The sequence below is a fragment of the Pseudomonas sp. TE6283 genome (genome assembly GCF_054060555.1).
This window is the reverse complement of the sequence record NZ_JBSSDH010000011.1, coordinates 148,548-172,363: the sequence shown is the minus strand read 5'-3', so window position 1 is coordinate 172,363 and position 23,816 is coordinate 148,548. Positions and strand designations below refer to the sequence as shown.

At 64.8% G+C, this 23,816-nt stretch carries 23 protein-coding genes; 8 read left to right on the top strand and 15 right to left on the bottom strand.

Annotated features, from left to right (window positions below; all coding sequences use genetic code 11):
- Window positions 1–222: 222 nt before the first annotated feature.
- From msrQ to mrcB, 9 genes are all read right to left on the bottom strand, one after another.
- Window positions 223–831 (bottom strand): protein-methionine-sulfoxide reductase heme-binding subunit MsrQ, encoded by a 609-nt coding sequence (msrQ, locus tag ACVWZ5_RS16570; RefSeq protein ID WP_062572762.1) that lies wholly within the window; start codon window positions 829–831, stop codon window positions 223–225.
- Window positions 831–1,844: a protein-methionine-sulfoxide reductase catalytic subunit MsrP gene (msrP, locus tag ACVWZ5_RS16565; RefSeq protein WP_084942467.1), complete on the bottom strand. Its 1,014-nt coding sequence runs from the start codon at window positions 1,842–1,844 to the stop codon at window positions 831–833. Before msrP ends, msrQ begins: the two co-directional genes overlap by 1 nt.
- Window positions 1,845–1,921: 77 nt before the next feature.
- Window positions 1,922–2,773: a CDP-diacylglycerol--serine O-phosphatidyltransferase gene (gene pssA, locus ACVWZ5_RS16560; protein ID WP_028691215.1), complete on the bottom strand. Its 852-nt coding sequence runs from the start codon at window positions 2,771–2,773 to the stop codon at window positions 1,922–1,924.
- Between the two features lie 151 nt (window positions 2,774–2,924).
- Window positions 2,925–3,941: a ketol-acid reductoisomerase gene (gene ilvC, locus ACVWZ5_RS16555; RefSeq protein ID WP_028691216.1), complete on the bottom strand. Its 1,017-nt coding sequence runs from the start codon at window positions 3,939–3,941 to the stop codon at window positions 2,925–2,927.
- A 54-nt stretch (window positions 3,942–3,995) separates the two neighbouring features.
- Entirely contained in the window at window positions 3,996–4,487 is a 492-nt protein-coding gene (gene ilvN / locus ACVWZ5_RS16550; RefSeq protein ID WP_003250040.1) for an acetolactate synthase small subunit, read from the bottom strand.
- A gap of 1 nt (window position 4,488) precedes the next feature.
- A complete protein-coding gene (locus ACVWZ5_RS16545; RefSeq protein WP_028691217.1) occupies window positions 4,489–6,213 on the bottom strand; it encodes an acetolactate synthase 3 large subunit in 1,725 nt (574 codons plus the stop codon).
- A gap of 407 nt (window positions 6,214–6,620) precedes the next feature.
- A complete protein-coding gene (locus ACVWZ5_RS16540; protein WP_062572760.1) occupies window positions 6,621–6,953 on the bottom strand; it encodes a YqcC family protein in 333 nt (110 codons plus the stop codon).
- A complete protein-coding gene (locus ACVWZ5_RS16535; protein WP_028691219.1) occupies window positions 6,950–7,729 on the bottom strand; it encodes a tetratricopeptide repeat protein in 780 nt (259 codons plus the stop codon). The genes ACVWZ5_RS16540 and ACVWZ5_RS16535 overlap by 4 nt, the downstream gene beginning before the upstream one ends.
- Before the next feature lie 26 nt (window positions 7,730–7,755).
- Window positions 7,756–10,077, bottom strand: a complete 2,322-nt coding sequence (gene mrcB / locus ACVWZ5_RS16530; protein WP_028691220.1) for a penicillin-binding protein 1B — start codon at window positions 10,075–10,077, stop codon at window positions 7,756–7,758.
- Window positions 10,078–10,194: 117 nt separating this feature from the next.
- On the opposite strand from mrcB, the gene ACVWZ5_RS16525 reads away from it, so the two are divergent.
- The 3 genes from ACVWZ5_RS16525 (at window position 10,195) to ACVWZ5_RS16515 (ending at window position 12,680) form a co-directional block, all read left to right on the top strand.
- Window positions 10,195–11,757: a bifunctional aminoglycoside phosphotransferase/ATP-binding protein gene (locus ACVWZ5_RS16525; protein ID WP_062572759.1), complete on the top strand. Its 1,563-nt coding sequence runs from the start codon at window positions 10,195–10,197 to the stop codon at window positions 11,755–11,757.
- A gap of 100 nt (window positions 11,758–11,857) precedes the next feature.
- Entirely contained in the window at window positions 11,858–12,211 is a 354-nt protein-coding gene (locus ACVWZ5_RS16520) for a pentapeptide repeat-containing protein (RefSeq protein ID WP_084942466.1), read from the top strand.
- A gap of 190 nt (window positions 12,212–12,401) precedes the next feature.
- Window positions 12,402–12,680: a TfoX/Sxy family protein gene (locus ACVWZ5_RS16515; RefSeq protein ID WP_028691223.1), complete on the top strand. Its 279-nt coding sequence runs from the start codon at window positions 12,402–12,404 to the stop codon at window positions 12,678–12,680.
- Between the two features lie 171 nt (window positions 12,681–12,851).
- Here the strand turns inward: ACVWZ5_RS16515 and ACVWZ5_RS16510 are convergent, their stop codons facing one another.
- From ACVWZ5_RS16510 to ACVWZ5_RS16495, 4 genes are read right to left on the bottom strand one after another with little or no spacing between them, the layout of a single operon-like run.
- The gene (locus ACVWZ5_RS16510) at window positions 12,852–13,745 is read right to left on the bottom strand and encodes a ChaN family lipoprotein (protein WP_084942465.1); all 894 of its coding nucleotides are present in this window, start codon (window positions 13,743–13,745) and stop codon (window positions 12,852–12,854) included.
- Between the two features lie 12 nt (window positions 13,746–13,757).
- On the bottom strand, window positions 13,758–14,525 hold the full coding sequence (locus ACVWZ5_RS16505) for a heme ABC transporter ATP-binding protein (RefSeq protein WP_062572754.1): 768 nt from the start codon (window positions 14,523–14,525) through the stop codon (window positions 13,758–13,760).
- A complete protein-coding gene (locus tag ACVWZ5_RS16500; RefSeq protein WP_172402422.1) occupies window positions 14,525–15,508 on the bottom strand; it encodes a FecCD family ABC transporter permease in 984 nt (327 codons plus the stop codon). Before ACVWZ5_RS16500 ends, ACVWZ5_RS16505 begins: the two co-directional genes overlap by 1 nt.
- A gap of 50 nt (window positions 15,509–15,558) precedes the next feature.
- Window positions 15,559–16,443, bottom strand: a complete 885-nt coding sequence (locus tag ACVWZ5_RS16495; RefSeq protein ID WP_062572752.1) for a heme/hemin ABC transporter substrate-binding protein — start codon at window positions 16,441–16,443, stop codon at window positions 15,559–15,561.
- 161 nt (window positions 16,444–16,604) lie between these two features.
- On the opposite strand from ACVWZ5_RS16495, the gene ACVWZ5_RS16490 reads away from it, so the two are divergent.
- The gene (locus ACVWZ5_RS16490) at window positions 16,605–16,922 is read left to right on the top strand and encodes a Rieske (2Fe-2S) protein (RefSeq protein ID WP_062572751.1); all 318 of its coding nucleotides are present in this window, start codon (window positions 16,605–16,607) and stop codon (window positions 16,920–16,922) included.
- On the opposite strand, the gene sfsA is transcribed toward ACVWZ5_RS16490, so the two are convergent.
- Together sfsA and ACVWZ5_RS16480 are read right to left on the bottom strand one after the other, a co-directional pair.
- Window positions 16,912–17,625: a DNA/RNA nuclease SfsA gene (gene sfsA / locus ACVWZ5_RS16485; RefSeq protein WP_084942464.1), complete on the bottom strand. Its 714-nt coding sequence runs from the start codon at window positions 17,623–17,625 to the stop codon at window positions 16,912–16,914. The two genes, ACVWZ5_RS16490 and sfsA, sit on opposite strands and share 11 nt — an antisense overlap.
- Before the next feature lie 3 nt (window positions 17,626–17,628).
- On the bottom strand, window positions 17,629–18,801 hold the full coding sequence (locus tag ACVWZ5_RS16480; RefSeq protein ID WP_457340733.1) for a pyridoxal phosphate-dependent aminotransferase: 1,173 nt from the start codon (window positions 18,799–18,801) through the stop codon (window positions 17,629–17,631).
- 212 nt (window positions 18,802–19,013) lie between these two features.
- Between ACVWZ5_RS16480 and dksA the strand changes: the two genes are divergently transcribed.
- From dksA to ACVWZ5_RS16460, 4 genes are all read left to right on the top strand, one after another.
- On the top strand, window positions 19,014–19,457 hold the full coding sequence (dksA, locus tag ACVWZ5_RS16475) for an RNA polymerase-binding protein DksA (protein ID WP_050706966.1): 444 nt from the start codon (window positions 19,014–19,016) through the stop codon (window positions 19,455–19,457).
- A 100-nt stretch (window positions 19,458–19,557) separates the two neighbouring features.
- Window positions 19,558–20,445, top strand: a complete 888-nt coding sequence (gene gluQRS / locus ACVWZ5_RS16470; protein WP_084942463.1) for a tRNA glutamyl-Q(34) synthetase GluQRS — start codon at window positions 19,558–19,560, stop codon at window positions 20,443–20,445.
- Window positions 20,446–20,677: 232 nt separating this feature from the next.
- Window positions 20,678–20,854, top strand: coding sequence for a hypothetical protein (locus tag ACVWZ5_RS16465; RefSeq protein WP_003250005.1), 177 nt, complete (start codon window positions 20,678–20,680; stop codon window positions 20,852–20,854).
- Complete coding sequence (locus ACVWZ5_RS16460; RefSeq protein WP_457340732.1) at window positions 20,838–23,813, top strand: sensor histidine kinase; 2,976 nt, start codon at window positions 20,838–20,840, stop codon at window positions 23,811–23,813. The genes ACVWZ5_RS16465 and ACVWZ5_RS16460 overlap by 17 nt, the downstream gene beginning before the upstream one ends.
- The last annotated feature ends 3 nt before the right edge of the window (window positions 23,814–23,816 follow it).

The window sequence follows — 23,816 nt, the reverse complement described above, 5'->3', positions numbered from 1 at the left end:
CTCGCTGCGATCTCTCGTAGCGGGAGGCGAATCATACAGCGTTACAACCTGCTGTCAACTGCCTTTTTCACCGCTGCCGATCAGATGATCGAAGCGCCTCCGATACTACCTGAAACATTCAACCTATTGATTAACAAGAGGTTTTTCGTTTCGACTACGTCGGAAGTGGGGCGCATTATAAGGGGATCTGAGAGGGCGTCAACCTTTTATTAAAGAAAGATTTCAAGCCACCCTCCCCCGCCCCCTCAATCGTGGGACACGCCGCCAAACCGGGGGAATGCGCAGCACCAGCAGCAAGACCCCGATAGCGGCATACACCGCCCACTCCTTCAGGTCCGAGCGCACGATCCACAGAAAGTGCAAAAGTCCCAACCCGAGAATCACATAGACCAGCCTGTGCAGCTTCTTCCACCGCGTGCCAAGGCGTCGCTGGCTATAACGGTTGGAGGTAACCGCCAGCGCCAGCAGGCCAAGAAAACCCAAGGCACCGACAATGATGTAGGGCCGCTTGCGCAGTTCGACGCCAAACTGCCCCCAATCCAGGCCCAGGATGAACACCATGTAGGCCGTCATGTGCAGCACTATATAAGCAAAGCACCACAGCCCCAGCTGACGCCGCACCACGATCCACCCCGACCACCCAGTCAGCCGCTGCAGAGGCGTCATGCTCAGGGTAATCAACAGGAAGACCAGCGCCCCCAGGCCAAGACGGTCCACCATGATCTTGCCCGGATCCGGACCAAGCAGCCCCATGGCCGCCTCGTACAACCACCATGCAGGCAACAGGCAACCGCACACGAAGATCGCCAGGCGCAGCCAGGGATAGCGCATCAGTAGTTCTTCCGCAGGTCGAGACCGGTATAGAGCGACGCCACTTCATCGGCATAGCCGTTGAACATCAGCGTATCGCGCACATTGGGACTGAACAGCCCGCTGGGCAAGCGGCGCTCCCGCGCCTGGGTCCAGCGCGGATGGTCGACCGTCGGGTTGACGTTGGCATAGAAGCCGTATTCGTCCGGCGCCAGCCCCTGCCAGGTGGTCTGCGGCTGCTCCGCCACCAGGCTGATGCGCACGATCGACTTGATGCTCTTGAATCCGTACTTCCATGGCACCACCAGGCGCAGCGGCGCGCCGTTCTGGTTGGGCAGCTCGCGGCCATACATGCCCACCGCCAGAATCGCCAACGGGTTCATCGCCTCATCCAGGCGCAAGCCCTCCACATACGGCCAGTTGATCAGGGCGAAGCCGGAACGCTGGCCGGGCATGCTCTTGGGGTCTTCCAGGGTTTCGAAACGGATGTAGCGCGCCTTCGAGGTAGGCTCGACCTGTTTGAGCACCTGCGCCAAGGGGAAGCCCAGCCAGGGAATCACCATCGACCAGGCCTCCACGCAGCGCAGGCGGTAGATCCGCTCCTCGAGCTGGTAAGGCTTGATGAAGTCCTCCAGCGCATAGCGCCCGGGCTTGGCCACCTCACCATCGACCACCAGGCTCCAGGGTTCGGTCTTCAGACCGCCGGCATTGGCCGCCGGATCGCCCTTGTCGGGCCCGAACTCATAGAAGTTGTTGTAGTGGGTGGCGTCCTTGAACGGCGTGATCGCCTCGCCACTGACGGTAATCGCCTGCCAGCGGGTGCTGGCCAGCTTGTCGCCGAACCAGCCGGGGGCGGCACCGGCCTCGACGTCGGCATAGCGGGACACCTCGGCAGCCGCGCCCAACCGCGGCAACGCGCCCAGGGCCACGCCAGCCAGGCCTGCGCCTAGCAATGAGCGACGGGAGAAGTATATGGATTCGGGGGTGATCTCCGACGCTTTGCAGTCGGATGGTCGGGGAAGCTTGATGAGCATGGCGGCTCCACAGTACGGGTCACTGATGTACACGTAAGACTATGGAGCCGGCAGGTTATTCCGCGATTAAATCCTTGTCAGGATTTACGACGGCGCGCCCGCAACAGGAATTGGATCGGCCCCGATGCAGCATAGGCAAGGAAGATCAGCAGCAGGATGCGCGGCGGGTCGCTGAACACCACGGCGAACACCAGCACCACGGCGAGGATGGCGACAAAGGGCACGCGACCCTTGAGGTCGAGCTCCTTGAAACTGTTGTACTTGATGTTGCTGACCATCAGCATGCCCGCGGCCGCCACCAGCAGCGCCACCAGGAACGACAGCTTGGAACCCTGGATACCGTAGTCGCTGAACGCCCAGACGGTACCAGCCACCACGCCGGCCGCCGCCGGGCTGGCCAGGCCGATGAAGTAGCGCTTGTCGGCGGTGCCGACCTGGGTGTTGAAACGCGCCAGGCGCAGGGCGGCGCCGGCCACATAGATGAAGGCGACCATCCAGCCGACCTTGCCCATGTCGCCCAGGGCCCAGCCGAACGCCAGCAACGCCGGGGCCACGCCGAAGGCGACCATGTCCGACAGCGAGTCGTACTCGGCGCCGAAGGCACTTTGCGTATTGGTCATGCGGGCCACGCGGCCGTCGAGGCCGTCGAGGACCATGGCGACGAAGATCGCGATGGCGGCGAAGGCGAAATACTTGCTCGCCTCGCGTGGATCACCCGCGCTCAGGGCGCTCTGCGCGCTCATCGAGCTGATGATGGAATAGAAGCCGGCGAACAGGTTCGCGGTGGTGAACAGGTTGGGCAGCAGATAGATACCGCGGTGACGCACCTTGCGCCCCTCGGCGTCGTGACCTTCTTCAACGTGCTCATCGACAGGTAGCAGGCTTTCGGCGTCGGAGGGCTTGTTCGGCTCTTCGGGACGTTCGCTCATGAAAAGTACCTTGCAACAGGGTGGAATATGTTCGACATGGGCTCGGCAAAACCGTTCTAACAGCGAGCCACTGGTCGCTTTATACCAGAAGCTGACCGCGCAAACGAAAAAACGCGGCCGAAGCCGCGTTTTTCATTTATCGACGCAAGACTCAGTTCTTGGTCTTGTCGACGATCTTGTTGGCCGAGATCCAAGGCATCATCGAACGCAGTTGCTCGCCGATGATTTCGATGCCGTGGGCGGCGTTGTTGCGACGCTTGGCGGTCATCGAAGGATAGTTGGTGGCGCCTTCGCTGATGAACATCTTCGCGTACTCGCCGTCCTGGATGCGCTTGAGGGCATTGCGCATGGCCTTGCGGGATTCTTCGTTGATGACTTCAGGGCCGGTGACGTACTCACCGTACTCGGCGTTGTTGGAGATCGAGTAGTTCATGTTGGCGATACCGCCTTCGTACATGAGGTCGACGATCAGCTTCAGCTCGTGCAGGCACTCGAAGTAAGCCATTTCCGGGGCGTAGCCCGCTTCGACCAGGGTCTCGAAACCGGCCTTGACCAGTTCGACGGTACCGCCGCACAGAACGGCCTGCTCACCGAACAGGTCGGTTTCGGTCTCGTCCTTGAAGGTGGTTTCGATGATGCCGGTACGGCCGCCACCGACACCAGCGGCGTAGGACAGGGCGACGTTCTTGGCGTTGCCCGAGGCGTCCTGGTAGACAGCGATCAGGTCAGGGATGCCGCCGCCCTTGACGAACTCGGAGCGCACGGTGTGGCCCGGGGCCTTCGGCGCGATCATGATCACGTCGAGGTCGGCACGCGGAACGACCTGGTTGTAGTGGATCGAGAAGCCGTGGGAGAAGGCCAGGGTGGCGCCCTTCTTGATGTTCGGCTCGATCTCGTTCTTGTACAGCTGGCCCTGGAATTCGTCCGGGGTGAGGATCATGACCAGGTCGGCAGCGGCGACGGCGGTAGCCACGTCAGCCACTTTCAGGCCGTGGGCTTCTGCCTTGGCAACGGTGGCCGACCCTTTACGCAGACCGACGGTAACGTCCACACCGGAGTCCTTCAGGTTGCACGCCTGGGCGTGACCTTGCGAACCGTAACCGATGATGGCGACTTTCTTACCCTGGATGATGGAAAGGTCGCAGTCTTTGTCGTAGAAAACTTTCATGAAAATACCCCTGTTATATCTCGGCCCCAGCGGAGCCATCGCTAGTTTTTGAAGTTAGATGCTGAGCACTTTGTCGCCACGGGCAATGCCGGTGACGCCACTGCGCACGGTTTCGAGAATCGATGCGGTGCCGATGGCCTGGATGAAGCTGTCCAGCTTGTCGCTGGTGCCGCTCAGCTGCACGGTGTACACGCTGGCGGTCACGTCGACGATCTGGCCACGGAAGATATCCGTGGTGCGCTTGATTTCGGCGCGCTGGGCACCGGTGGCCTTGACCTTGACCAGCATCAGTTCGCGCTCGATGTGGGCGCTTTCCGACAGGTCCACAAGCTTGACCACTTCGACCAGCTTGTTCAGGTTCTTGGTGATCTGCTCGATCACCTCGTCATGGCCAACGGTGGTCAGCGTCAGACGCGACAGAGTCGGGTCTTCGGTCGGTGCCACGGTCAGGCTTTCAATGTTGTAGTTGCGCTGGGAGAATAGACCGACCACGCGAGACAAGGCACCGGGTTCGTTTTCCAGCAGCAGGGAGATGATGTGCCGCATATCAGGTACGCTCCGTCTTGCTCAGCCACATGTCACGCATCGAGCCGTCCTTGATCTGCATCGGATAGACGTGCTCGGTCCGGTCGACCGCGATGTCGATGAACACCAGGCGGTCCTTCATCGCGAAAGCCTCTTCCAGCTTCGGCTTGAGGTCCTTCAGGCTGGTGATGCGGATGCCCACATGGCCATAGGCCTCGGCCAGCTTGACGAAGTCCGGCAGCGACTCGACGTAGGAGTGCGAGTGGCGACCGTTGTAGGCCATGTCCTGCCATTGGCGGACCATGCCCAGCACACCGTTGTTCAGGTTGACGATCTTCACCGGCAGGCCGTACTGCATGCAGGTGGACAGCTCCTGGATGTTCATCTGGATGCTGCCTTCACCGGTAACGCAGGCCACGTCCTGGTCAGGGAAGTTGAGCTTGATGCCCATGGCCGCCGGGAAACCGAAGCCCATGGTGCCCAGGCCACCGGAGTTGATCCAGCGGTTGGGTTTGTTGAAGCGGTAGTACTGCGCCGCGAACATCTGGTGCTGGCCCACGTCGGAGGTGACGAAGGCATCGCCTTTTGTCACTTCGCACAGGGTCTCGATCACCTGCTGCGGCTTGATGAGGTTGCCGTCGCCCTTGTCGTAGGGGAACAGCGCACCGTCGCCGCGCCATTCGTCGATCTGCTTCCACCAGGCATCCAGCGCCGCCTTGTCGGGTTGCTCGCCGATCTCCTTGAGGATGGTGAGCATCTCGCTCAACACGCTCTCGACCGGGCCGACGATCGGCACATCGGCCTTGATCATCTTGGAGATCGACGCCGGGTCGATGTCGATGTGGATGATCTTGGCGTTCGGGCAGAACTTGGCCGGGCCGTTGACCACGCGGTCGTCGAACCGCGCGCCGACGGCGAAGATCACGTCGGCGTGGTGCATGGCCATGTTGGCGGTGTAGCTGCCGTGCATGCCGAGCATGCCGAGGAACTGGCGATCGGTGCCTGGGAAGCCGCCGAGGCCCATCAAGGTGTTGGTGACCGGCAGGTTCAGCGACTTGGCGATTTCGGTGAGGGCTTCGGAGCCGCCGCCGAGGATCACGCCACCGCCGGAGTAGACGATCGGGCGCTTGGCCGCCAGGAGCATCTCGGCCGCCTTGCGGATCTGCCCGGAGTGACCACGAACAGCCGGGCTATACGAACGCAACTTGACCTTTTTCGGGTAGATGTACTCGAACTTCTCGGCCGGGTTGGTCATATCTTTTGGAATATCGACCACCACCGGGCCGGGACGGCCGGACTGCGCAAGATAGAAGGCTTTTTTCAGGACTTCGGGGATTTCCGAGGCGTGCTTGATCATGAAGCTGTGCTTCACGATCGGCCGGGAGATACCGATCATGTCGGTTTCCTGGAACGCGTCGGTGCCGACCATGGTGCTGGGCACCTGGCCAGACAGGATGACCATCGGAATGGAATCCATGTAGGCGGTGGCAATACCGGTGATGGCATTGGTCGCGCCGGGGCCGGAAGTCACCAGTACCACGCCGGCCTTGCCGGTGGCACGGGCGTAACCGTCCGCCATATGGGTGGCAGCCTGTTCGTGACGGACCAGGATGTGCTGGACTTCCGGTTCCTTGAACAGGGCATCGTAAACATGAAGGAGAGCACCGCCAGGGTACCCGTAGATGTGCTTAACGCCTTCGTCACGCAAGAAGCGGACGACCATCTCAGCGCCAGATAAAAGCTCCACGTTGTTCACCTCTAAAACGCCAGAATACCGCCCTCACTGAGCGGGTCTTAATAGGTTTACTGCCAAGCAGAGCATGAGCGAACGTCAGCACTGACTGAGCAAGTATTGGGAGTGCCCTGGTGTGTTGCGGGCCTTCCCACCCAGCGCGAGGTAACGCGTTGCGGGGTGTTACAAGTCGGCGCGGGTGTGCGCCTCATGATCTGCTTAGCGGGTCTGCTTCTGGCAGTCCCTCTACAGCGGAATCTGGATTCTTGTGATTCGGCGCGCACAAGTCAAGAGAAATTATTGCCAATATTTCTGCAAGATGAATCTCCACCACCACTAAAAAGGCCAGCAGCAGCAGATTTAAGAAGATTTTCATAAAAAAGGGCCACAATCTGCGGCCCTTGATGGAAAAAGAGAAGAAATCAGGCGGAGGGGCTGATCAATTGGTCGAATGCTGCCAACAGGCGCCGTAGCTCGCGGCTTTGTTCCGGACGGTCGACAAACACCGTCTCGGCCATGACCAGGATGCCCGAGGCATTGGGCAGCGGGTGACCGTGCTCGAGAATCAGTTTCATCCGCGGCAGGAAGATCCACTGCAGCCACTGCTCGAAGGCCATGCTGTCGACGGCGAACGGCACCACGCTGGCCAGCGCCTCGGCGCTGGGCGTGGCATCGCTCCACCAGCCCTGGACCTTGAGCTCGCGCTCGATCAGCAGCAGGTGGTCGGCGATATCGAGGATGCGCTGCTCCATCACAGGTTGACCCGCGCCTTCTGCCGCGCCAGGGCGGCACCTGCGCTGTCACCCTGCTTCTCGCGGGCCTGGGCGATGGTGTTCCACAGCTGGGCCTGCAGATCGGGGCGACCGTTGGCGTAGGTCAGGGCACGGCGTGCCAGTTGCTCGGACTGCGCCGCATCGCCCTGGGACAGGCGCACCTGGGCCAGGCGGAACAGCACCTGCGGCTCACGCGGGGCGATGCGCTGGGCACGCTCCAGGCTCGACGCGGCGCCATTGAAGTCGCCACTGCCCTGCTGCTGCTGGGCGGTGGTCAGCAGCGCCAGCACCGGGCCGTCGAGCTGTTCGTCGGCGGACAGGCCGCCGCCGGACGTGTTGCCACGCGGGATACCGGTCGGGGCACTGGTCACCGGCGCCGGGTTGCTCATCGAGGCGATGTCGAACGGTTCGTCGGCAATCGGGTTGGGGTTGGTCGTGATCGGCCCGCTGCTGACCGGGCCCGGGGTGATCGGGCCGGTGCTGATCGGCGCCGGCCCGGTGCCTGCGGGGAACGACTGGATCGGCGCGCCGCCGGTCCCTTGCGGGATCATCACGGTGACGCCGGAGTCTTCCGGCAATGACTGGGCCTGGCTGCTGCCACCGCTGGTCGGATAGGCCGACGTACGGTTGGCCGAGACGCGCTCGCTGTTGGAGACCCGGGTGCTCGAATCGACCACCGGAATGTTGCCACGCGGGACGCTGGCACAGCCGTGCAGCACGGTCACTGCCGCCACGGCAGGAATCCACCACTTGTTCACTTCACACCCTCTTCAGAAGCTCGCGCTCAATTCATCCAGCCCTTGACCCAGTCCATCACCTCTTCGGCCGGGTTCTGCTCGCCACCACAGGTGGCGCCAGCGGGTGGTTCACTGCCACGAATATACGGCATCTGCACCGCTCCCGGACAGCTGCCGTCGGAACCCTGGCCGCTGTACGGATCGATCCAGGCCTGCACCACGTTGTCCGGCTGCGGCATGTCCAGCGGCAGCGGGTCGGCCTTCTTCATGAAGCTGGTCCACACCTGCAGCGCGCCGGTGGCACCAGTGAACGGCGTCTTGCCGTTGTCGTCGCGGCCCAGCCAGACCACCGCCAGCAGGTCCTGGCTGAAGCCGGAGAACCAGCTGTCACGCGAGTCGTTGCTGGTACCGGTCTTGCCCGCCAGGGTCAGCGAGCTCGGCAGCACGCTGTAGACCGAGCGACCGGTGCCTTCGCGCATCACCCGCTGCATGGCGTTCTGCACCAGGTAGATCGAACCCGGATCGAAGGTCTGCTGGATCTGGAACGGATAGCGCTTGAGCGGCTCGCCTTCGGCGGTGAGTACGCTGCGGATACCGCGCATCGGCGTGTTGAAGCCACCGTTGGCGATGGTCTGGTACATGGTCGCCACCTGCATCGGCGACATGCCGCCGGCGCCCAGCAGCATCGATGGGAACGCCGGCCAGTCGACCTGCACGCCAAGCCGACCGATGGTCTTGATCACGTTGGGCACGCCGACTTCAAGGCCGAGCTTGGCGGTCGACAGGTTGTAGGAATTAGCCAGGCCCTGGTACAGGTAGATGGTGCCGTGAGGGCGGCGATCGTAGTTCTGCGGACGCCACACCTGGCCGTCGGCGCCCTTGACCGAGAACGGCTCGTCCTGCACCCAGCTGGTCAGGGTGAACTTGCTCGGTTGCTCCAGCGCGGTCAGGTAGACCGCCGGCTTGACCAGCGAGCCAATCGGCCGCACGGCGTCGATGGCGCGGTTGAAACCGGCGAAACCCGACTGGCGGCTGCCGATCAATGCCTGCACTTCACCGGTCTCGGGGTTGGTGACGACCATGGCCGATTCCACTTCGTCGGCACCCTTGCGCCCGGCAAGGCGCTTGAAGGTCTCGCTCATGGCGGTCTCGGCCTTCATCTGCAGGATCGGGTCGAAACTGGTGAAAATGCGCAGGCCTTCTTCGGTGAGGTCTTCATCGCGGTAGTCCTGGCGCAGCTGACGCTTGACCAGGTCGAGGAAGGCCGGGAACGAGCTGTCGGCCAGGCTGCCGCGCTTGGTCACGCCCAGCGGCATCTTCTTCGCCGCGTCGACCACCTCCTGCGTGGCCACGCCCTGCTCGGCGAGCAGGTCGAGCACCAGGTTGCGCCGTTGCAGGGCGCGCTCGGGGTAGCGGCGCGGGTTGTAGTAGGACGGGCCCTTGACCATGCCCACCAGCAGGGCGATCTGGTGCAGCTTGAGCTCCTGCAGCGGCTGGCTGAAGAAGAACTGGCTGGCCAGACCGAAGCCGTGCACCGCGCGCTGGCCGTCCTGGCCGATGAACACTTCGTTCAGGTAGGCCTCGAGGATCTCGCGCTTGTCATAGTGCAGTTCCAGAAGCAGCGACATCATCGCCTCGGTCAGCTTGCGGCTGAGGCTGCGCTCGTTGGTCAGGAAGAAATTCTTCACCAACTGCTGGGTCAGGGTACTGCCGCCCTGGCGCATGGCGCCGGAGGAGGTGTTGACCCACACCGCCCGGGCAATGGACTTGGGTGACACGCCGAAGTGGCTGTAGAAGTCGCGGTCTTCGGTGGCGATCAGGGTTTCCACCAGGTAGGGCGGGACCTGGTCGATCTTGATCAGGATGCGGTCTTCAAGGTTCTTCGGGTAGATGCCGCCGATCATCAGCGGCTCCAGGCGTACCACGTCGAGCTTGCCGCCATTGGCGCCGCTCAAGCCCGCGACATAGTCGCCGGAAAAGCGCACACGCACGAACTGCGCCGGCTCCATGCCCTCATAGAACTGGAAGCCACGGGTGTTGAGGTCGACGTTGTTGCCGTTGACCGACGCGGCGCCCGGGCCATTGGCCACGCCTTCGCGGCGATAGCCCAGGGCATCGAGTTCGGTGAGGAAGTCGTTCTTGCTCAGCTTCTGGCCAACGAACAGCTCCAGCGGCCGGGCATACACCTTGGCCGGGATGGTCCAGCGCTTGCCGGAGAACTTCTCCTGGACGGTGGCATCGAGGTAGACCGCGAAGCCGGCGATCACCACCAGGCCGACCAGGCTGAGCTTGAGTGCCCAGCCCAGCCAGGCGCGGGCGCGGCCGGTCGGGCGTTTTTTAGGGGTGCGGGAATTTCGGGTACGTGTCATGGCGGCGGATTATACGCACTTTGGAAAAGGGGGGCAGACGCCCCTCGGCGGTTTGCAGGGACGGCACCATTGACCATAATGTCCGATTCGAATTCCCTGACTCCTGAAGGATGATCCGTGAGCCAAGCCCTGATCAGCGCGCTGCAGAACCCCGCCCTCTATCCGCACCCGGTTGCGGGCTTCCAGCTCATCGAGACGCACATCTCCTGGGTTTTGCTCACCGGCGAGTACGCCTACAAGATCAAGAAGCCCATGAACTTCGGCTTCCTCGACTTCACCGGCCTGGACCAGCGCGGGCATTTTTGTAACGAAGAGCTGAGGCTGAACCAGCGCCTGACCGAAGGCCTGTACCTGGAAGTGCTGCCTATCACCGGCAGCGTCGAGGCCCCGCAGATCGGCGGCGAAGGCCCGGCGATCGAGTACGCGCTGAAGATGCGCCAGTTCCCCCAGAACCAGATGCTCAGCACCCTGCAGGCCAACGGCGAGCTGAACGCCGGCCACATCGACCAGATGGCCCGGCAGATCGCCGAGTTCCACCTGCGGGCGCCGAAAGTGCCGGTCGACCATCCGTTGGGCACCCCGGACGCGGTCATGGCGCCGGTGGAACAGAACTTCGAGCAGATCCGCCCGTTCCTGACCGACAAGGCCGACCTGCAGCAACTGGACAACCTGCAGGCCTGGGCCCAGGACAGCTTCAAGCGCCTGCACGGCCTGCTCGAGGCGCGCAAGGCCAATGGTTTCATCCGTGAGTGCCACGGCGACATCCACCTGGGCAACGCCACCCTGATCGACGGCAAGGTGGTGATCTTCGACTGCATCGAGTTCAACGAGCCGTTCCGCCTGACCGACGTCTACGCCGACGTCGGCTTCCTGGCCATGGACCTTGAGGACCGCGGCCTGAAGTGCCTGTCGCGACGCTTCATCAGCCAGTACCTGGAACTGACCGGTGACTACGAAGGCTTGGAACTGCTGAACTTCTACAAGGCCTACCGCGCCCTGGTGCGGGCCAAGGTCGCACTGTTCAGCCTGTCGCCCGACGCCGACGGCGTGCAGCGCGCCACCACCCTGCGCACCTACCGCAACTACGCCAACCTGGCCGAAAGCTACAGCGCCATCCCTTCGCGCCTGCTGGCCGTCACCCAGGGCGTCTCGGCCGTGGGCAAGAGCCACGTGGCGATGCGCCTGGTCGAGGCCTTGGGCGCGGTGCGCGTGCGTTCGGACGTGGAGCGCAAGCGCCTGTTCGGCAAGCAGTCGTCAGCCGACGCCGGCCAGCTCGAGGCGGGCATCTACGACAAGGAAGCCAGCATCGCCACCTACCAGCGCCTGCATGAGCTGGCGGCGATCATCCTGCACGCCGGTTTCCCGGTGGTGCTCGATGCCACCTACCTCAAGCATGACCAGCGCAAGGCGGCAGCGGACGTCGCCAGCGAGACCGGCGTGCCGTTCCTGATTCTCGACTGCCAGGCCCCCGACGCGGTGATCGCCAGCTGGCTGGCCCAGCGCCAGGCCGAAGCCATCGACCCGTCGGACGCCACCCTGGAAGTGATCCAGGCGCAGCAGGCCAGCCGCGACCCGCTGGATGCCGAGGAGCAGAAGCACAGCAAGCGCGTGAACACCCAGGAAAGCGCGAGCATGGACCAGCTGATCGAGCAGATCCGCCAGCACCTGCCCGGCCTTTGAGCCACAAGGCGTGAAGCAGTCGACAGTTCGCGCCTGAAGTCAGGCGCCCCTCCAGTGATGTCATTACAATATCATCACACCCCACGGAGGAGGCGCCGCCATGAATCAGCCCCGTCAGCTGGACAACGTCCTGTACTCGATGATCCGCGACGAGAAGATCGCGGCGTTCAACCGCGAGAAGCCCAGCGATTCGACTATCGACTTTCGAGGCGGTGATTTCCGCGGCCTGGACCTGCGCGACCTGGACGTGCGCGGCATCGACTTCACCGACGCGTACTTTCGCGCCGCCGACCTGCGTGGGCTCGACCTGCGCGAAAACGGCCTGGAGGGCGCCAGCCTCGCCCATGCGCAGATCTCCGGGACCTACTTCCCGGCCGAGCTCAGCGCCGACGAGATCCTGATGTCGGTGAAGTTCGGGACGCGGATGCGTTATCGCAGTGCTCACCCAAAATAAGAGACCTGTGGGAGCGGGCTTGGCCCGTTCCCACGCCTCGGCCCCATATAAGGTTGCGTCCATCGAAACGACTGCATCCCGTCGGCCCCGATGGCAAAAGGCCGCGTTATTCACAACCCCCCGCTACACTCCTCATTGCCCTGCTCGCGATTTATCCCCACGACCCGTTCAGCCATCGCAAGGAGGCTCGATGAACGATGAATTGCAGCATCTGAAAAACCTTGGCAAGACCTCCGCGCAATGGCTGCACGCCGTCGGTATCCACAGTGCTTCGGACCTGCGCCGGCTCGGCGCGGTGGGTGCCTATCAAGCCGTGAGAACGCGAGGATTCCGGGCTTCGAAGGTGTTGTTGTACGCCATCGAGGGGGCCCTGCTGGACATGCACTGGAACGACCTGCCGGCCGAACGCAAGCAAGCGCTGAACCAGCAGCTCGACGCAAAGTGCCCGGCACAGAAAAACGAAAAATAATTCGCAAATGGCATTGACCTATAAATGAGAATCGTTATGATTATCACAACTGGTCGCGAGACCGGTTGGGTAACCTGAATGCTCCCTGGTTCGGACGCTCAGATTATCTCCTCATCAGGCTAATCACGGTTATTGACCCGGCACTTTGCCGGGTCTTTTTTTGCCCGCGATTCAACGCGCCTTGCGCAGCTGGGCGCAGTAGTCCTGCTCCGGCGTCGCCGGGGTGTACCAGACGAAGTCAGCCATGGCTGGCTCGACCGCCTCCCCCACTTCCACCAGCAACAGCACCTTGCCCTCGGCCTTGGCGTCGAGATCGGCCAGGTGCAGGGGCACGCCCAGGTCCTTGCGCGCATGGTAGCTGCCGGTGAGCAGCAGTGCCGGTTGCGGCGCGGCCAGCAGCCGATCGGCGATGCGTCGGTCACGCTGCTGCTGCACCGCCAGCATTGCCGGCAGTTGGCTTTCCGGCAGCAGGTTGCAGTGGCCGGCGCGCACCTGTGCCAGCAGCGCTTGCACCACAGCCGGCGCATTGGAGCGCTCGCCCAGCGGTGAAGCAGGCTGTCGATAGGCCTGGCGGACTTCCTCAGGCGACAGGTTCGCGGCCAGCAGCGGGTATGGTTGGGCCAGGGCCTCGCGGACGATCGGCCCGTACAGCGCCCAGTCCCAGCCGGCTTGCCAGTCGAGGGCCTTAGGCAGGTCGGCTGCCGGCGACACCTTGCCCTTCTGCGCATCAACCAGGGCCTGTTGCTGCGGCTCGAGCATTTCCAGCAGCAGGCTGCCCTGTGGCCGGCGGCTCTCCAGGGCACGCAGCAACCAGAGCTGCAGGCGGTGGTGGTCGGGGTTGTCGTGCTTTTCACCCACCAGTACCCGTGGCGCATCGGCCAAGCGCTGGACCAACTGCACGGGGCTCAATGCCTGGCCGCTGGACAATTCGATGATCCGGCCCAACTGGGCGTTGTCACGCCCCTCGGTAGCCTGCCAGGCCGGCACGGGTGGCAGGCTCGCCTGGCAACCACCCAAAGCCAGCACCAGACAGATGGACAGGCCGGAGAGCAGGGGATGGCGCATGGTGCAAGCCTCTTAGCGAGTGATGATCAGCGGATGGCCGCGCTCCGGGTGCGGCTGGACCAGGACATCGATACCGAACACTGCCCGCAGCGCCGCTGGCGTCAGTACCTGTTGCGGCGTGTCCAGGGCATGGCAGCGACCCTGCTCCAGCAACAGGATATGGTCACAGTAGCGCGCCGCCAGGTTCAGGTCATGCAGGATGACCAGCACCGCCGCGCCACGGTCGGCGAAGCTGCGCACCGCCTGCAGCGTGGTGTGCTGGTGCAGCGGGTCGAGCGCAGAGGTGGGCTCGTCGAGCAGCAGCGTGGTGCCGGGCTCGCCGGGCCACAGCTGGGCCAGTACCCGCGCCAAGTGCACACGCTGACGTTCGCCGCCGGACAGCGCCAGGTAGCTGCGCTCGACCAGATACCCCGCATCCGCCGCCGCCAGCGCCGCATCGACGATCTCCCGGTCACGCTGACGGCCGCTGGCATGGGGCAGTCGACCTAAGCCGACCACCTCCTCTACACTGAACGCAAAGCCCAGGCTGGACACCTGCGGTAACACCGCCAACCGGCGGGCCCGCTCCTGGCCCGGCCAGCCCTCCAGACCGCGACCATCGAGGTGGACCTGCCCGGCGCTGGGCGCCAGTTCGCCACACAGGGCGCCGAGCAGGCTGCTTTTGCCAGCACCGTTAGGCCCGAGCACGCCGAGGACCTGCCCGGGCCGCAGCGTCAGGTTGATATCGTGCAGCACTTGGCTGCCACCGCGCTTGAGAGAGAGCCCTCGGACGTCGAGCATCAGCTGCGCACCTTCACCAGCAGGAACAGGAAGAATGGCGCCCCGATGAACGCGGTGACAATGCCGATAGGCAATTCCGCCGGGGCCAGGGCCAGGCGCGCGATCAAGTCGGCGAACAGCAGCAGGGTACCGCCCGCCAGCAACGAGGCCGGTAACAGCACCCGGTGGTCCGGTCCCGCCACCAGCCGCACCAGGTGCGGCACCACCAGGCCGATGAAGCCGATCAGGCCGGCGGCGGCGACTGCCGCCCCCACGCCCAGCGCCGTGCAGAACACCAGTTCGCGCTTGAGCGCTTCGACCTCGATGCCCAGGTGACGGGCTTCCGACTCGCCCAATAGCAACGCGTTGAGTGCCTGTGCCCGACGCGGCAGCCACAGGGCCACGGCGGCAGCCACCAGCAGCAAGGGCCATAGCCGCTCGTAGCTGGCACCATTGAGGCTGCCCAGGTTCCAGAACGTCAGGGTGCGCAGGGTCGCGTCGTCGGCCAGGTAGGTGAACAGGCCCACCGCCGAGCCGCCGAGCGCGGTCATGGCGATACCGGCCAGGAGCATGGTGGCCACGTTGGTCTGGCCGTCACGCCGCCCCAGGCGGTAGACCATCGCCGTCACGCCCAGGCCGCCGACGAAGGCGCAGAGCGACAGCAGGTAAGGCGCGAACCAGTCGGCAATGCCCCCCAGCCAACTGCCGCCGACGATCGCCACCGCCGCGCCCAGGGCGGCGCCGCTGGCGACGCCGACCAGCCCCGGGTCGGCCAGCGGGTTGCGAAACAGCCCCTGCATCGCCACCCCGGACAACGCCAGCACGGCACCGACCGCCAGCCCCAGCAGGGTGCGCGGCAGGCGGATCTGGCCGAGGATCATCTCGGCCTGCTCCAGGCCCTCGCCGGCCACCGGCAAGCCGACCAGGCGCAGGCCAGCGCGCAGGGTGTCGAGCAACGGCAGGCTGACCGGGCCCAGCGCCAGCGACAGCCAGACCGCGAGCAGGCACAGCAACGCCAGGGTAATGAACAACGTACGTGGTCGAACCCGCTGCCTCATGGGTTGAAGCTGGCCTTGGCGGCAGGATAGAAGCTGGCGGCCAGCTCATGCAGGGTGGCCGGCAGGCGCGGGCCCAGGCCGCCGACCAGCAGCGTCGGGTCGAGCGACAGCAGGCGCTTGTCGCGCGCCGCGCGCGAAGCCGCCAGGGCCGGGTTTTCCTTGATCAGCGCCTGCAGGGCCTGCTCGCCGCTGAGGGCCCGGTCGGAGAACACCACCACGTCCGGATTCAGTGCGGCGAGGGCCTCCACCGAGAAATTCTTGTAGCCCTGGTGATCGGCGAGGTTGCGTCCTCCCGCCTGGCGCAGCACCCAGTCCCCGGCGGTACCCTGTCCCGCGATCATCGGCTTGGCGCCGGCATGGCCGACCAGCAGCAGGACGCCGGGCGCCTTGTGCCCGGCCTGAGCCTGTTCGACCTGCTTGTGCAGCGCCTCCAGTTGCCGGCGATAGTCCGCAGCCAAGGCCTCTGCCTTCTGCTCGCCACCCAGCAACGCCCCCAGGTGCTTGAGGTTTTCGTCCACCGCATCAAGCTCAGCCTTGCTGGAGAACAACTCGACTCGTACCCCGGCCTTGCGGATCTGCGCCAATACTGGCGGCGGCCCCATCTCCTCGGTACCCACCAGCACATCGGGGCGCAAACTGAGGATGCCTTCGGCCGACAACTGGCGCTGGTAGCCGATGCTGGGCAGCGCCTTGAGCGACTCGGGGTGCTGGCTGGTGGTGTCGACACCGACCAGCCGCTGCTCGCCGCCCAGGGCGCTGATCCACTCGCTCAGGGCGCCACCGGCGCTGACCCAGCGCTGCGGCAGCTCGGCGGCCATGGTTTGGGCGGACAGGGCAAGACCGGCGCACAGGGCAATCAAGGCAGCGGGACGGCGCATCATCGAATTCCTTTGCAGAGGGCGGGCAACACACCTTGTGACGGGCGGCACAAGTGCGCACCATAGACAGCCTGGCGCGGCGAATGCGGGCAATTTGATAATTATTCGCATTGAAGCGTCAAGCCATCCCTTTGTCACACGGCTTAACCGGAAGCTCCGCTGCAATGCATTTTCTCTGCGCCTCCAACGACCTCGCCGAGGGCCGCAGCCGCGCCTTCAGCGTAGCTGGCGTGCCACTGTTCGGCGTGCGCCGCCAGGGCAAGGTCCACCTCTACCGCAACCGCTGCCCGCACCGGGGCATCCCGCTGAACTGGGCAGCGGACAGCTTTCTCGACGACAGCGCGAGCCTGATCCAGTGCGCCCATCACGGGGCCCAGTTCCTCATAGAAAGCGGCGAATGCATCACTGGCCCCTGCGCGGGCGAGTGGCTGGAGGCCCTGGACTGCCGGGAAGACAGCCAGGGCATCTGGCTCACGGAGTGAGCAGCACCGGCAGCGGACGGTCGATGACCAGTTGCTGCGCATCCAGGCGGGTGCCGTAGGCCAGTACCTCGACCCCTTGCGCCACGGCGGCGCGCAGGGCCTGGGCATAGGCGGCGTCGATCTCCTCGGCAGGGCGCACGGCCTCGATGCCGGTCAGGTTCACGCAATACAGCTGAACCGCGCGGATCCCCTGGCGCGCCAGGGTGGCCAGCTCGCGCAGGTGCTTGGCACCGCGCTGGGTGACGGCGTCGGGGAAAGCCGCCACCGGCGTGTCGGGGTAACCCAGGGTCACACTCTTGACCTCGACATAGGCCTTGGTGCCGTCGGCATACTCCAGGTAGAAGTCGATCCGGCTGCGCTCCTCGCCATAGGCCACCTCACGCTTGAGCATGGTGAAGCCGGCCAGCTCACTGACCACACCGGCGCGCAGGGCCTCCTCCACCACGGCGTTGGCGCGCCCGGTGTTGACGCAGGCCAGACGGCCCTGGGGCGTTTCGCTGATTTCCCAGGTACCCGGCAACTTGCGCTTGGGGTCGTTGGAGCGGCTGAACCACACCTGCCCGCCCTCGTGCATGCAATTGAGCATGGAGCCGGTGTTGGGGCAGTGGATGGTGATCTGCTCGCCACTGGCCAACTCGATGTCGGCCAGGAAGCGTTTGTAGCGGCGCAGCAGGCGCGCCTGTTCCAGGGGCGGAAACTGCATCGATCAGCCCTGCCAGCTTTGCAGGCCACGGGCGATGCGCTGTACCGCCTCTTCCAGGCGCGGCAGGCTCTGGGTGTAGGCGAAACGCACATGATGACCGGCCTGGTGCCGGCCGAAGTCCAGGCCCGGGGTAAACGCCAGGTGTTCGGTTTCCAGGAAATGCCGGCAGAACGCGAAGGCATCACCGCCGAACGCGCTGATATCGGCATACAGATAGAAGGCCCCTTGGGGTTCCACGGCAATGCCGAAACCCAGCCCGCGCAAAGCCGGCAGCAGGTAGTCGCGGCGACGGGCGAACTCGGCGCGACGCGCCTCGAGGATGGCCAGGGCTTGCGGCTCGAAGCAAGCCAGCGCGGCGTGCTGGGCCATGCTCGGGGCACTGATGTAGAGGTTCTGCGCCAGCTTTTCCAGGTCGCCCACCGCCGACGGCGGTGCCACCAGCCATCCCAGGCGCCAGCCGGTCATGCCGAAATATTTGGAAAAACTGTTGAGGACGAATGCCTCATCGTCCACTTCCAGCACGCTCGGCGCATCCATGCCGTAGGTGAGACCGTGGTAGATCTCGTCCACTACCAGATGCCCATGACGCTCGCGGGTGGCCCTGGAAAGGCTGGCCAGCTCGTCGCGGTCGAGCACCGTGCCAGTCGGATTGGCCGGCGAGGCGACCAGGGCGCCGACGGTGTCCTTGTCCCAATGGCGATCGACCAGACCGGCGGTCAACTGGTAATTGACGTCCGGCCCTACCGGCACCAGTTGCGCGCCGCCTTCTACCAGGCGCAGGAAATGCCGATTGCACGGATAACCCGGGTCGGCCAGCAGCCAGTGCTTGCCCGGATCGACCAGCAGGCTGCTGGCCAGCAGCAGCGCGCCGGAACCACCCGGGGTGATGAGCACGCGCTCTGGATCGAGGTCCACACCGTAGCGCTGGCCATAGAACCCGGCGATCGCCTCGCGCAGCTGCGGCAGGCCACGGGCCGCCGTGTAGCGGGTATGCCCGGCGGCCAGGGCGGCCTGGCCGGCGGCGACGATCGGCGCGGCGGTGGTGAAGTCCGGCTCGCCGATCTCGAGGTGAATCACGTCGTGGCCCGCGGCCTGCAGCTCGTTGGCACGGGCCAGCAGGGCCATGACGTGGAAGGGTTCGATGGCGCGACTGCGCGCACTGTGTGGCTGAGCCATGGGCCTTCTCTCAATTGGGTCTAAACTGGTGATTCTACCTGTGCACGCCAACGAACGCGCCGGTCATGCCGCTGTCAAAAGCAGGCATAGGGCGGGGTAGCGCACCCCGGATCTATCTGGTAAGTTCGGCGGCTCGCAGTCGCAGGGCCGGCGGGCGCCGGAGATGGAAGCAGCCTGCGCATTGGATCAGATGAGTGAGAGGCGGTCTATTCATGTCCACCGTAGAAAAGCAAAAAGTCCAGACCATGTACGGTGTCGAACCCTACGTAGAGACCAAGGGTGAGGAGTACATGGGCGAGCCCATGAAGAAGCACTTCACCAAGCTCCTCAACGCCTGGAAAGGCGAGCTGATGGTCAGCGTGGATCGCACCGTGGACCACATGAAGGACGAAGCAGCCAACTTCCCCGACCCGGCGGACCGTGCCAGCCAGGAAGAAGAATTCGCCCTGGAGCTGCGCAACCGCGATCGCGAGCGCAAGCTGATCAAGAAGATCGACAAGACCCTCGACAAGATCAAGGCCGACGAGTACGGCTGGTGCGACTCCTGCGGCATCGAGATCGGCCTGCGCCGCCTCGAGGCCCGTCCGACCGCCGACCTGTGCTTCGACTGCAAGGAAATTGCAGAGAAGAAGGAAAAGACTGTCGGTAAAGGCTGATCCCGGACCCTCGCAGACGGGGCGTATCGGTTGTAGAAGCGGGCTTGCCCGCGCTCTACGACGGGTACGCCCCGTCTTCATTTATATAGCTGTGCAATCCATGAACGACTCCCGCTACATCGGCCGCTTCGCCCCCACCCCCAGCGGCTTCCTGCACTTCGGCTCGCTGGTCGCCGCCCTCGCCTCCTGGCTCGACGCCCGCGCCGTGAACGGTCGCTGGCTGCTGCGCATGGAAGACACCGACCCGCCCCGGGAGATGCCCGGCGCCCGTGACGCGATCCTGCAGACACTGGAACGTTACGGGCTGGAGTGGGACGGCGAGGTGGTGTTCCAGAGCCAGCGCCACGATGCCTACGCCGCGGTGGTCGACCGCCTGTTCAACATGGGCCTGGCCTATGCCTGCACCTGCTCGCGCAAGCAGCTGGCAGGGCACAACGGCATCTACCCGGGCTTTTGCCGCAACGCCGGGCACGCCCGCGAAGGCGCGGCGATCCGTCTGCGGGTGCCGGAGCTGACCTACCGCTTCAGCGACCGGGTCCAGGGCACGTTCGAGCAACACCTGGGCCGCGAGGTGGGCGACTTCGTCATCCAGCGTCGCGATGGGCTGTATGCCTATCAACTGGCGGTGGTGCTGGACGATGCCTGGCAGGGTGTCACCGACATCGTGCGCGGCGCCGACCTGCTGGACAACACGCCGCGCCAGCTGTACCTGCAGGAGTTGCTGGGGTTCTCGCAGCCGCGCTACCTGCACATTCCATTGATCGTGCAGCCGGACGGGCACAAGCTGGGCAAGTCGTACCGCTCGCCACCACTGGAGGCGGACCAGGCGACGCCGTTGCTCCTGCGCGCCCTGCGGGCATTGGGGCAGCAGGGCGATCCGGCACTGGCGGGGGCCAGCCCGGCCGAGGTGCTGGCGGTGGCGCGGCAGCAGTGGCGGCCGGAGCAAATTGCGCGACAGATGACGGTGCCCGAGGCGGAATTGCGCTAAAGCAGTACCGGCCCTATCGCGGGGGGCCCCCCCCCCCCCCCCCCCCCCCCACCCCCGGGGGGGGGGGGGGGGGGGGGGCCCCCCGCGATAGGGCCAGAACACGCAATACCAAAATCAAAAGCCCAACAAATTCAAACCCTTGGCGAACCCTACCGATTCCCGCTAGCATCGCCCCAGCCATTTGCGCCAATAATAAGTCCAAGCCCGCAGCGCCCAACCCATCGAGGCCAGCATGTACATCTATCGTTTGGTCCTGCTTCTGGTCGTGGGGATCTACCTGTTCTCCCCGGCCATCATGGACTGGTGGATCGAGCCGACCGGAGCCTGGTACCGCCCCTACCTGCTCTGGCTGATCCTGATCGTCGTCACCTTCATCCTGCAGAGCCAACGAGATGCCGATGAGCTTTAGCCTGACCCAGATGATCCTGATCAGCGCCGCCTACCTGCTGGTGCTGTTTAGCGTGGCCTGGATCAGCGAACGCGGACTGATCCCGCGCGCAGTCATCCGCCACCCCCTGACCTACACCCTGTCGCTAGGTGTTTACGCCAGTGCCTGGGCCTTCTATGGCTCGGTCGGCCTGGCCTACCAGTACGGCTACGGCTTCCTCGCCTGTTACCTGGGGGTCTCCGGGGCGTTCCTGCTGGCCCCGGTGCTGCTCTATCCGATCCTCAAGATCACCCGCACCTACCAGCTGTCGTCACTGGCCGACCTGCTGGCATTTCGCTTTCGCAGCACCTGGGCCGGCGCGCTGACCACCATCTTCATGCTGATCGGCGTGCTGCCGCTGCTGGCCCTGCAGATCCAGGCGGTGGCCGACTCGATCAGCATCCTCACCGGCGAGCCGGTCAAGGCGCGGGTGGCGTTCGCCTTCTGCGTGCTGATCGTGCTGTTCACCATCTTCTTTGGCTCGCGCCATATCGCCACCCGCGAGAAGCATGAAGGCCTGGTGTTCGCCATCGCCTTCGAATCGGTGATCAAGCTGCTGGCCCTGGGCGGCGTCGGCCTCTATGCGCTGTATGGTGTGTTCGGCGGGCCACACGGCCTGGAAGTCTGGCTGCTGCAGAACCAAACGGCCCTCGCCGCCCTGCACACGCCGTTGCAGGAAGGGCCGTGGCGTACCCTGCTGCTGGTGTTCTTCGCCTCGGCGATCGTCATGCCGCAAATGTACCACATGGCCTTCACCGAGAACCTGAGCCCACGCTCACTGGTCAGCGCCAGCTGGGGCCTGCCGCTGTTCCTGCTGCTGATGAGCCTGGCCGTGCCGCTGGTGCTGTGGGCCGGCCTGCGCCTGGGTGCCAGCACCAACCCCGAGTACTTCACCCTGGGCCTGGGCATCGCCGCCAACAACGAAGCGCTGGCGCTACTGGCCTATGTCGGCGGGCTGTCGGCCGCCAGCGGGCTGATCATCGTCACCACCCTGGCGCTGTCGGGCATGGCCCTGAACCACCTGGTGCTGCCGCTGTACCAGCCGCCAGCCGAAGGCAACATCTACCGCTGGCTGAAATGGACCCGTCGGGCGCTGATCGTCGCCATCATCACTGCCGGCTTCGTCTTCTACCTGACCCAGAACACCCACCAGAGCCTGGCCAACCTGGGCATCGTCGCCTTCGTCGCCACCCTCCAGTTCCTGCCCGGCGTGCTTTCGGTGCTGTACTGGCCCACCGCCAATCGCCGCGGCTTCATCGCCGGGCTGCTGGCCGGCATGCTGGTGTGGATGGTGACCATGCTGCTGCCGCTGCTGGGCAACCTGCAGGGCTTCTACATCCCGCTGCTGGACATGATCTACGTGCTGGACGACACCAGCTGGCACATGGCGGCCATCGCCTCGCTGGCGGCCAACGTCCTGCTGTTCACCCTGATCTCGCTGTTCACCAACGCCAGCAGCGAAGAGGTCAGCGCCGCCGAGGCCTGTGCGGTGGACAACGTGCGTCGCCCGCAGCGCCGCGAGCTGCACGCTGCCTCACCCCAGGAGTTCGCCACCCAGCTGGCCAAGCCGCTGGGCGCCAAGGCCGCGCAGAAAGAGGTGGAACAGGCCCTGCGCGACCTCTACCTGCCCTTCGATGAGCGCCGTCCCTACGCCCTGCGCCGCCTGCGCGATCGCATCGAGGCCAACCTCTCCGGCCTGATGGGCCCGAGCGTGGCCCAGGACATGGTCGAGACCTTCCTGCCCTACAAGTCCGGCAACGAGAACTACGTCACCGAGGACATCCACTTCATCGAGAGCCGCCTCGAGGACTACCACTCGCGCCTGACCGGCCTTGCCGCCGAACTCGACGCCCTGCGCCGCTACCACCGCCAGACCCTGCAGGAACTGCCCATGGGCGTGTGCTCGCTGGCCAAGGACCAGGAGATCCTGATGTGGAACAAGGCCATGGAGGAGCTCACCGGGATCGCCGCCAAGCACGTGGTCGGTTCGCGCCTGGTGACCATCGGCGAGCCCTGGCGCGGCCTGCTGCAAGGCTTCATCAACGTGCCCGACGAGCACCTGCACAAGCAGCGGCTGGCACTCGATGGCCAGCCGCGCTGGCTCAACCTGCACAAGGCGGCCATCGACGAGCCGCTGGCCCCGGGCAACAGCGGCCTGGTGCTGCTGGTCGAGGACCTCACCGAGACCCAGGCGCTGGAAGACAAGCTGGTGCACTCCGAGCGCCTGGCCAGCATCGGTCGCCTGGCCGCAGGGGTGGCCCACGAGATCGGCAACCCGATCACCGGCATCGCCTGCCTTGCGCAAAACCTGCGCGAGGAGCGCGAGGGCGACGGCGAGATCATCGAGCTGTCCAGCCAGATCCTCGAGCAGACCAAGCGCGTGTCACGCATCGTCCAGTCGCTGATGAGCTTCGCCCATGCCGGCGGCAGCCAGCAGAACAGCGAGGAGCCCGTGTGCCTGGCCGAAGTCGCGCAGGACGCCATTGGTCTGCTGGCGTTGAACCGGCGCAATTTCGAAGTACAGTTCTTCAACCTCTGCGACCCGCAGCACTGGGTCGAGGGCGACCCGCAGCGCCTGGCCCAGGTGCTGATCAACCTGCTTTCCAACGCCCGCGACGCCTCCCCTCCCGGCAGCGCCGTGCGCGTGCGCAGCGAAGTGAACGAACACACCGTCGACCTGATCGTCGAGGACGAAGGCAGCGGCATCCCGAAAAGCATCATGGACCGCCTCTTCGAACCCTTCTTCACCACCAAGGACCCGGGCGAAGGAACCGGACTGGGGCTCGCTCTGGTCTATTCCATCGTGGAAGAGCATTATGGGCAAATCACCATCGACAGCCCGGCCGACATCGAGCGCCAACGTGGTACCCGGATCCGCGTGACCCTGCCCCGGCATGTCGTAGCGACGTCCCCTGAAATTCGAGACCGTCGAGAGAATTGAATC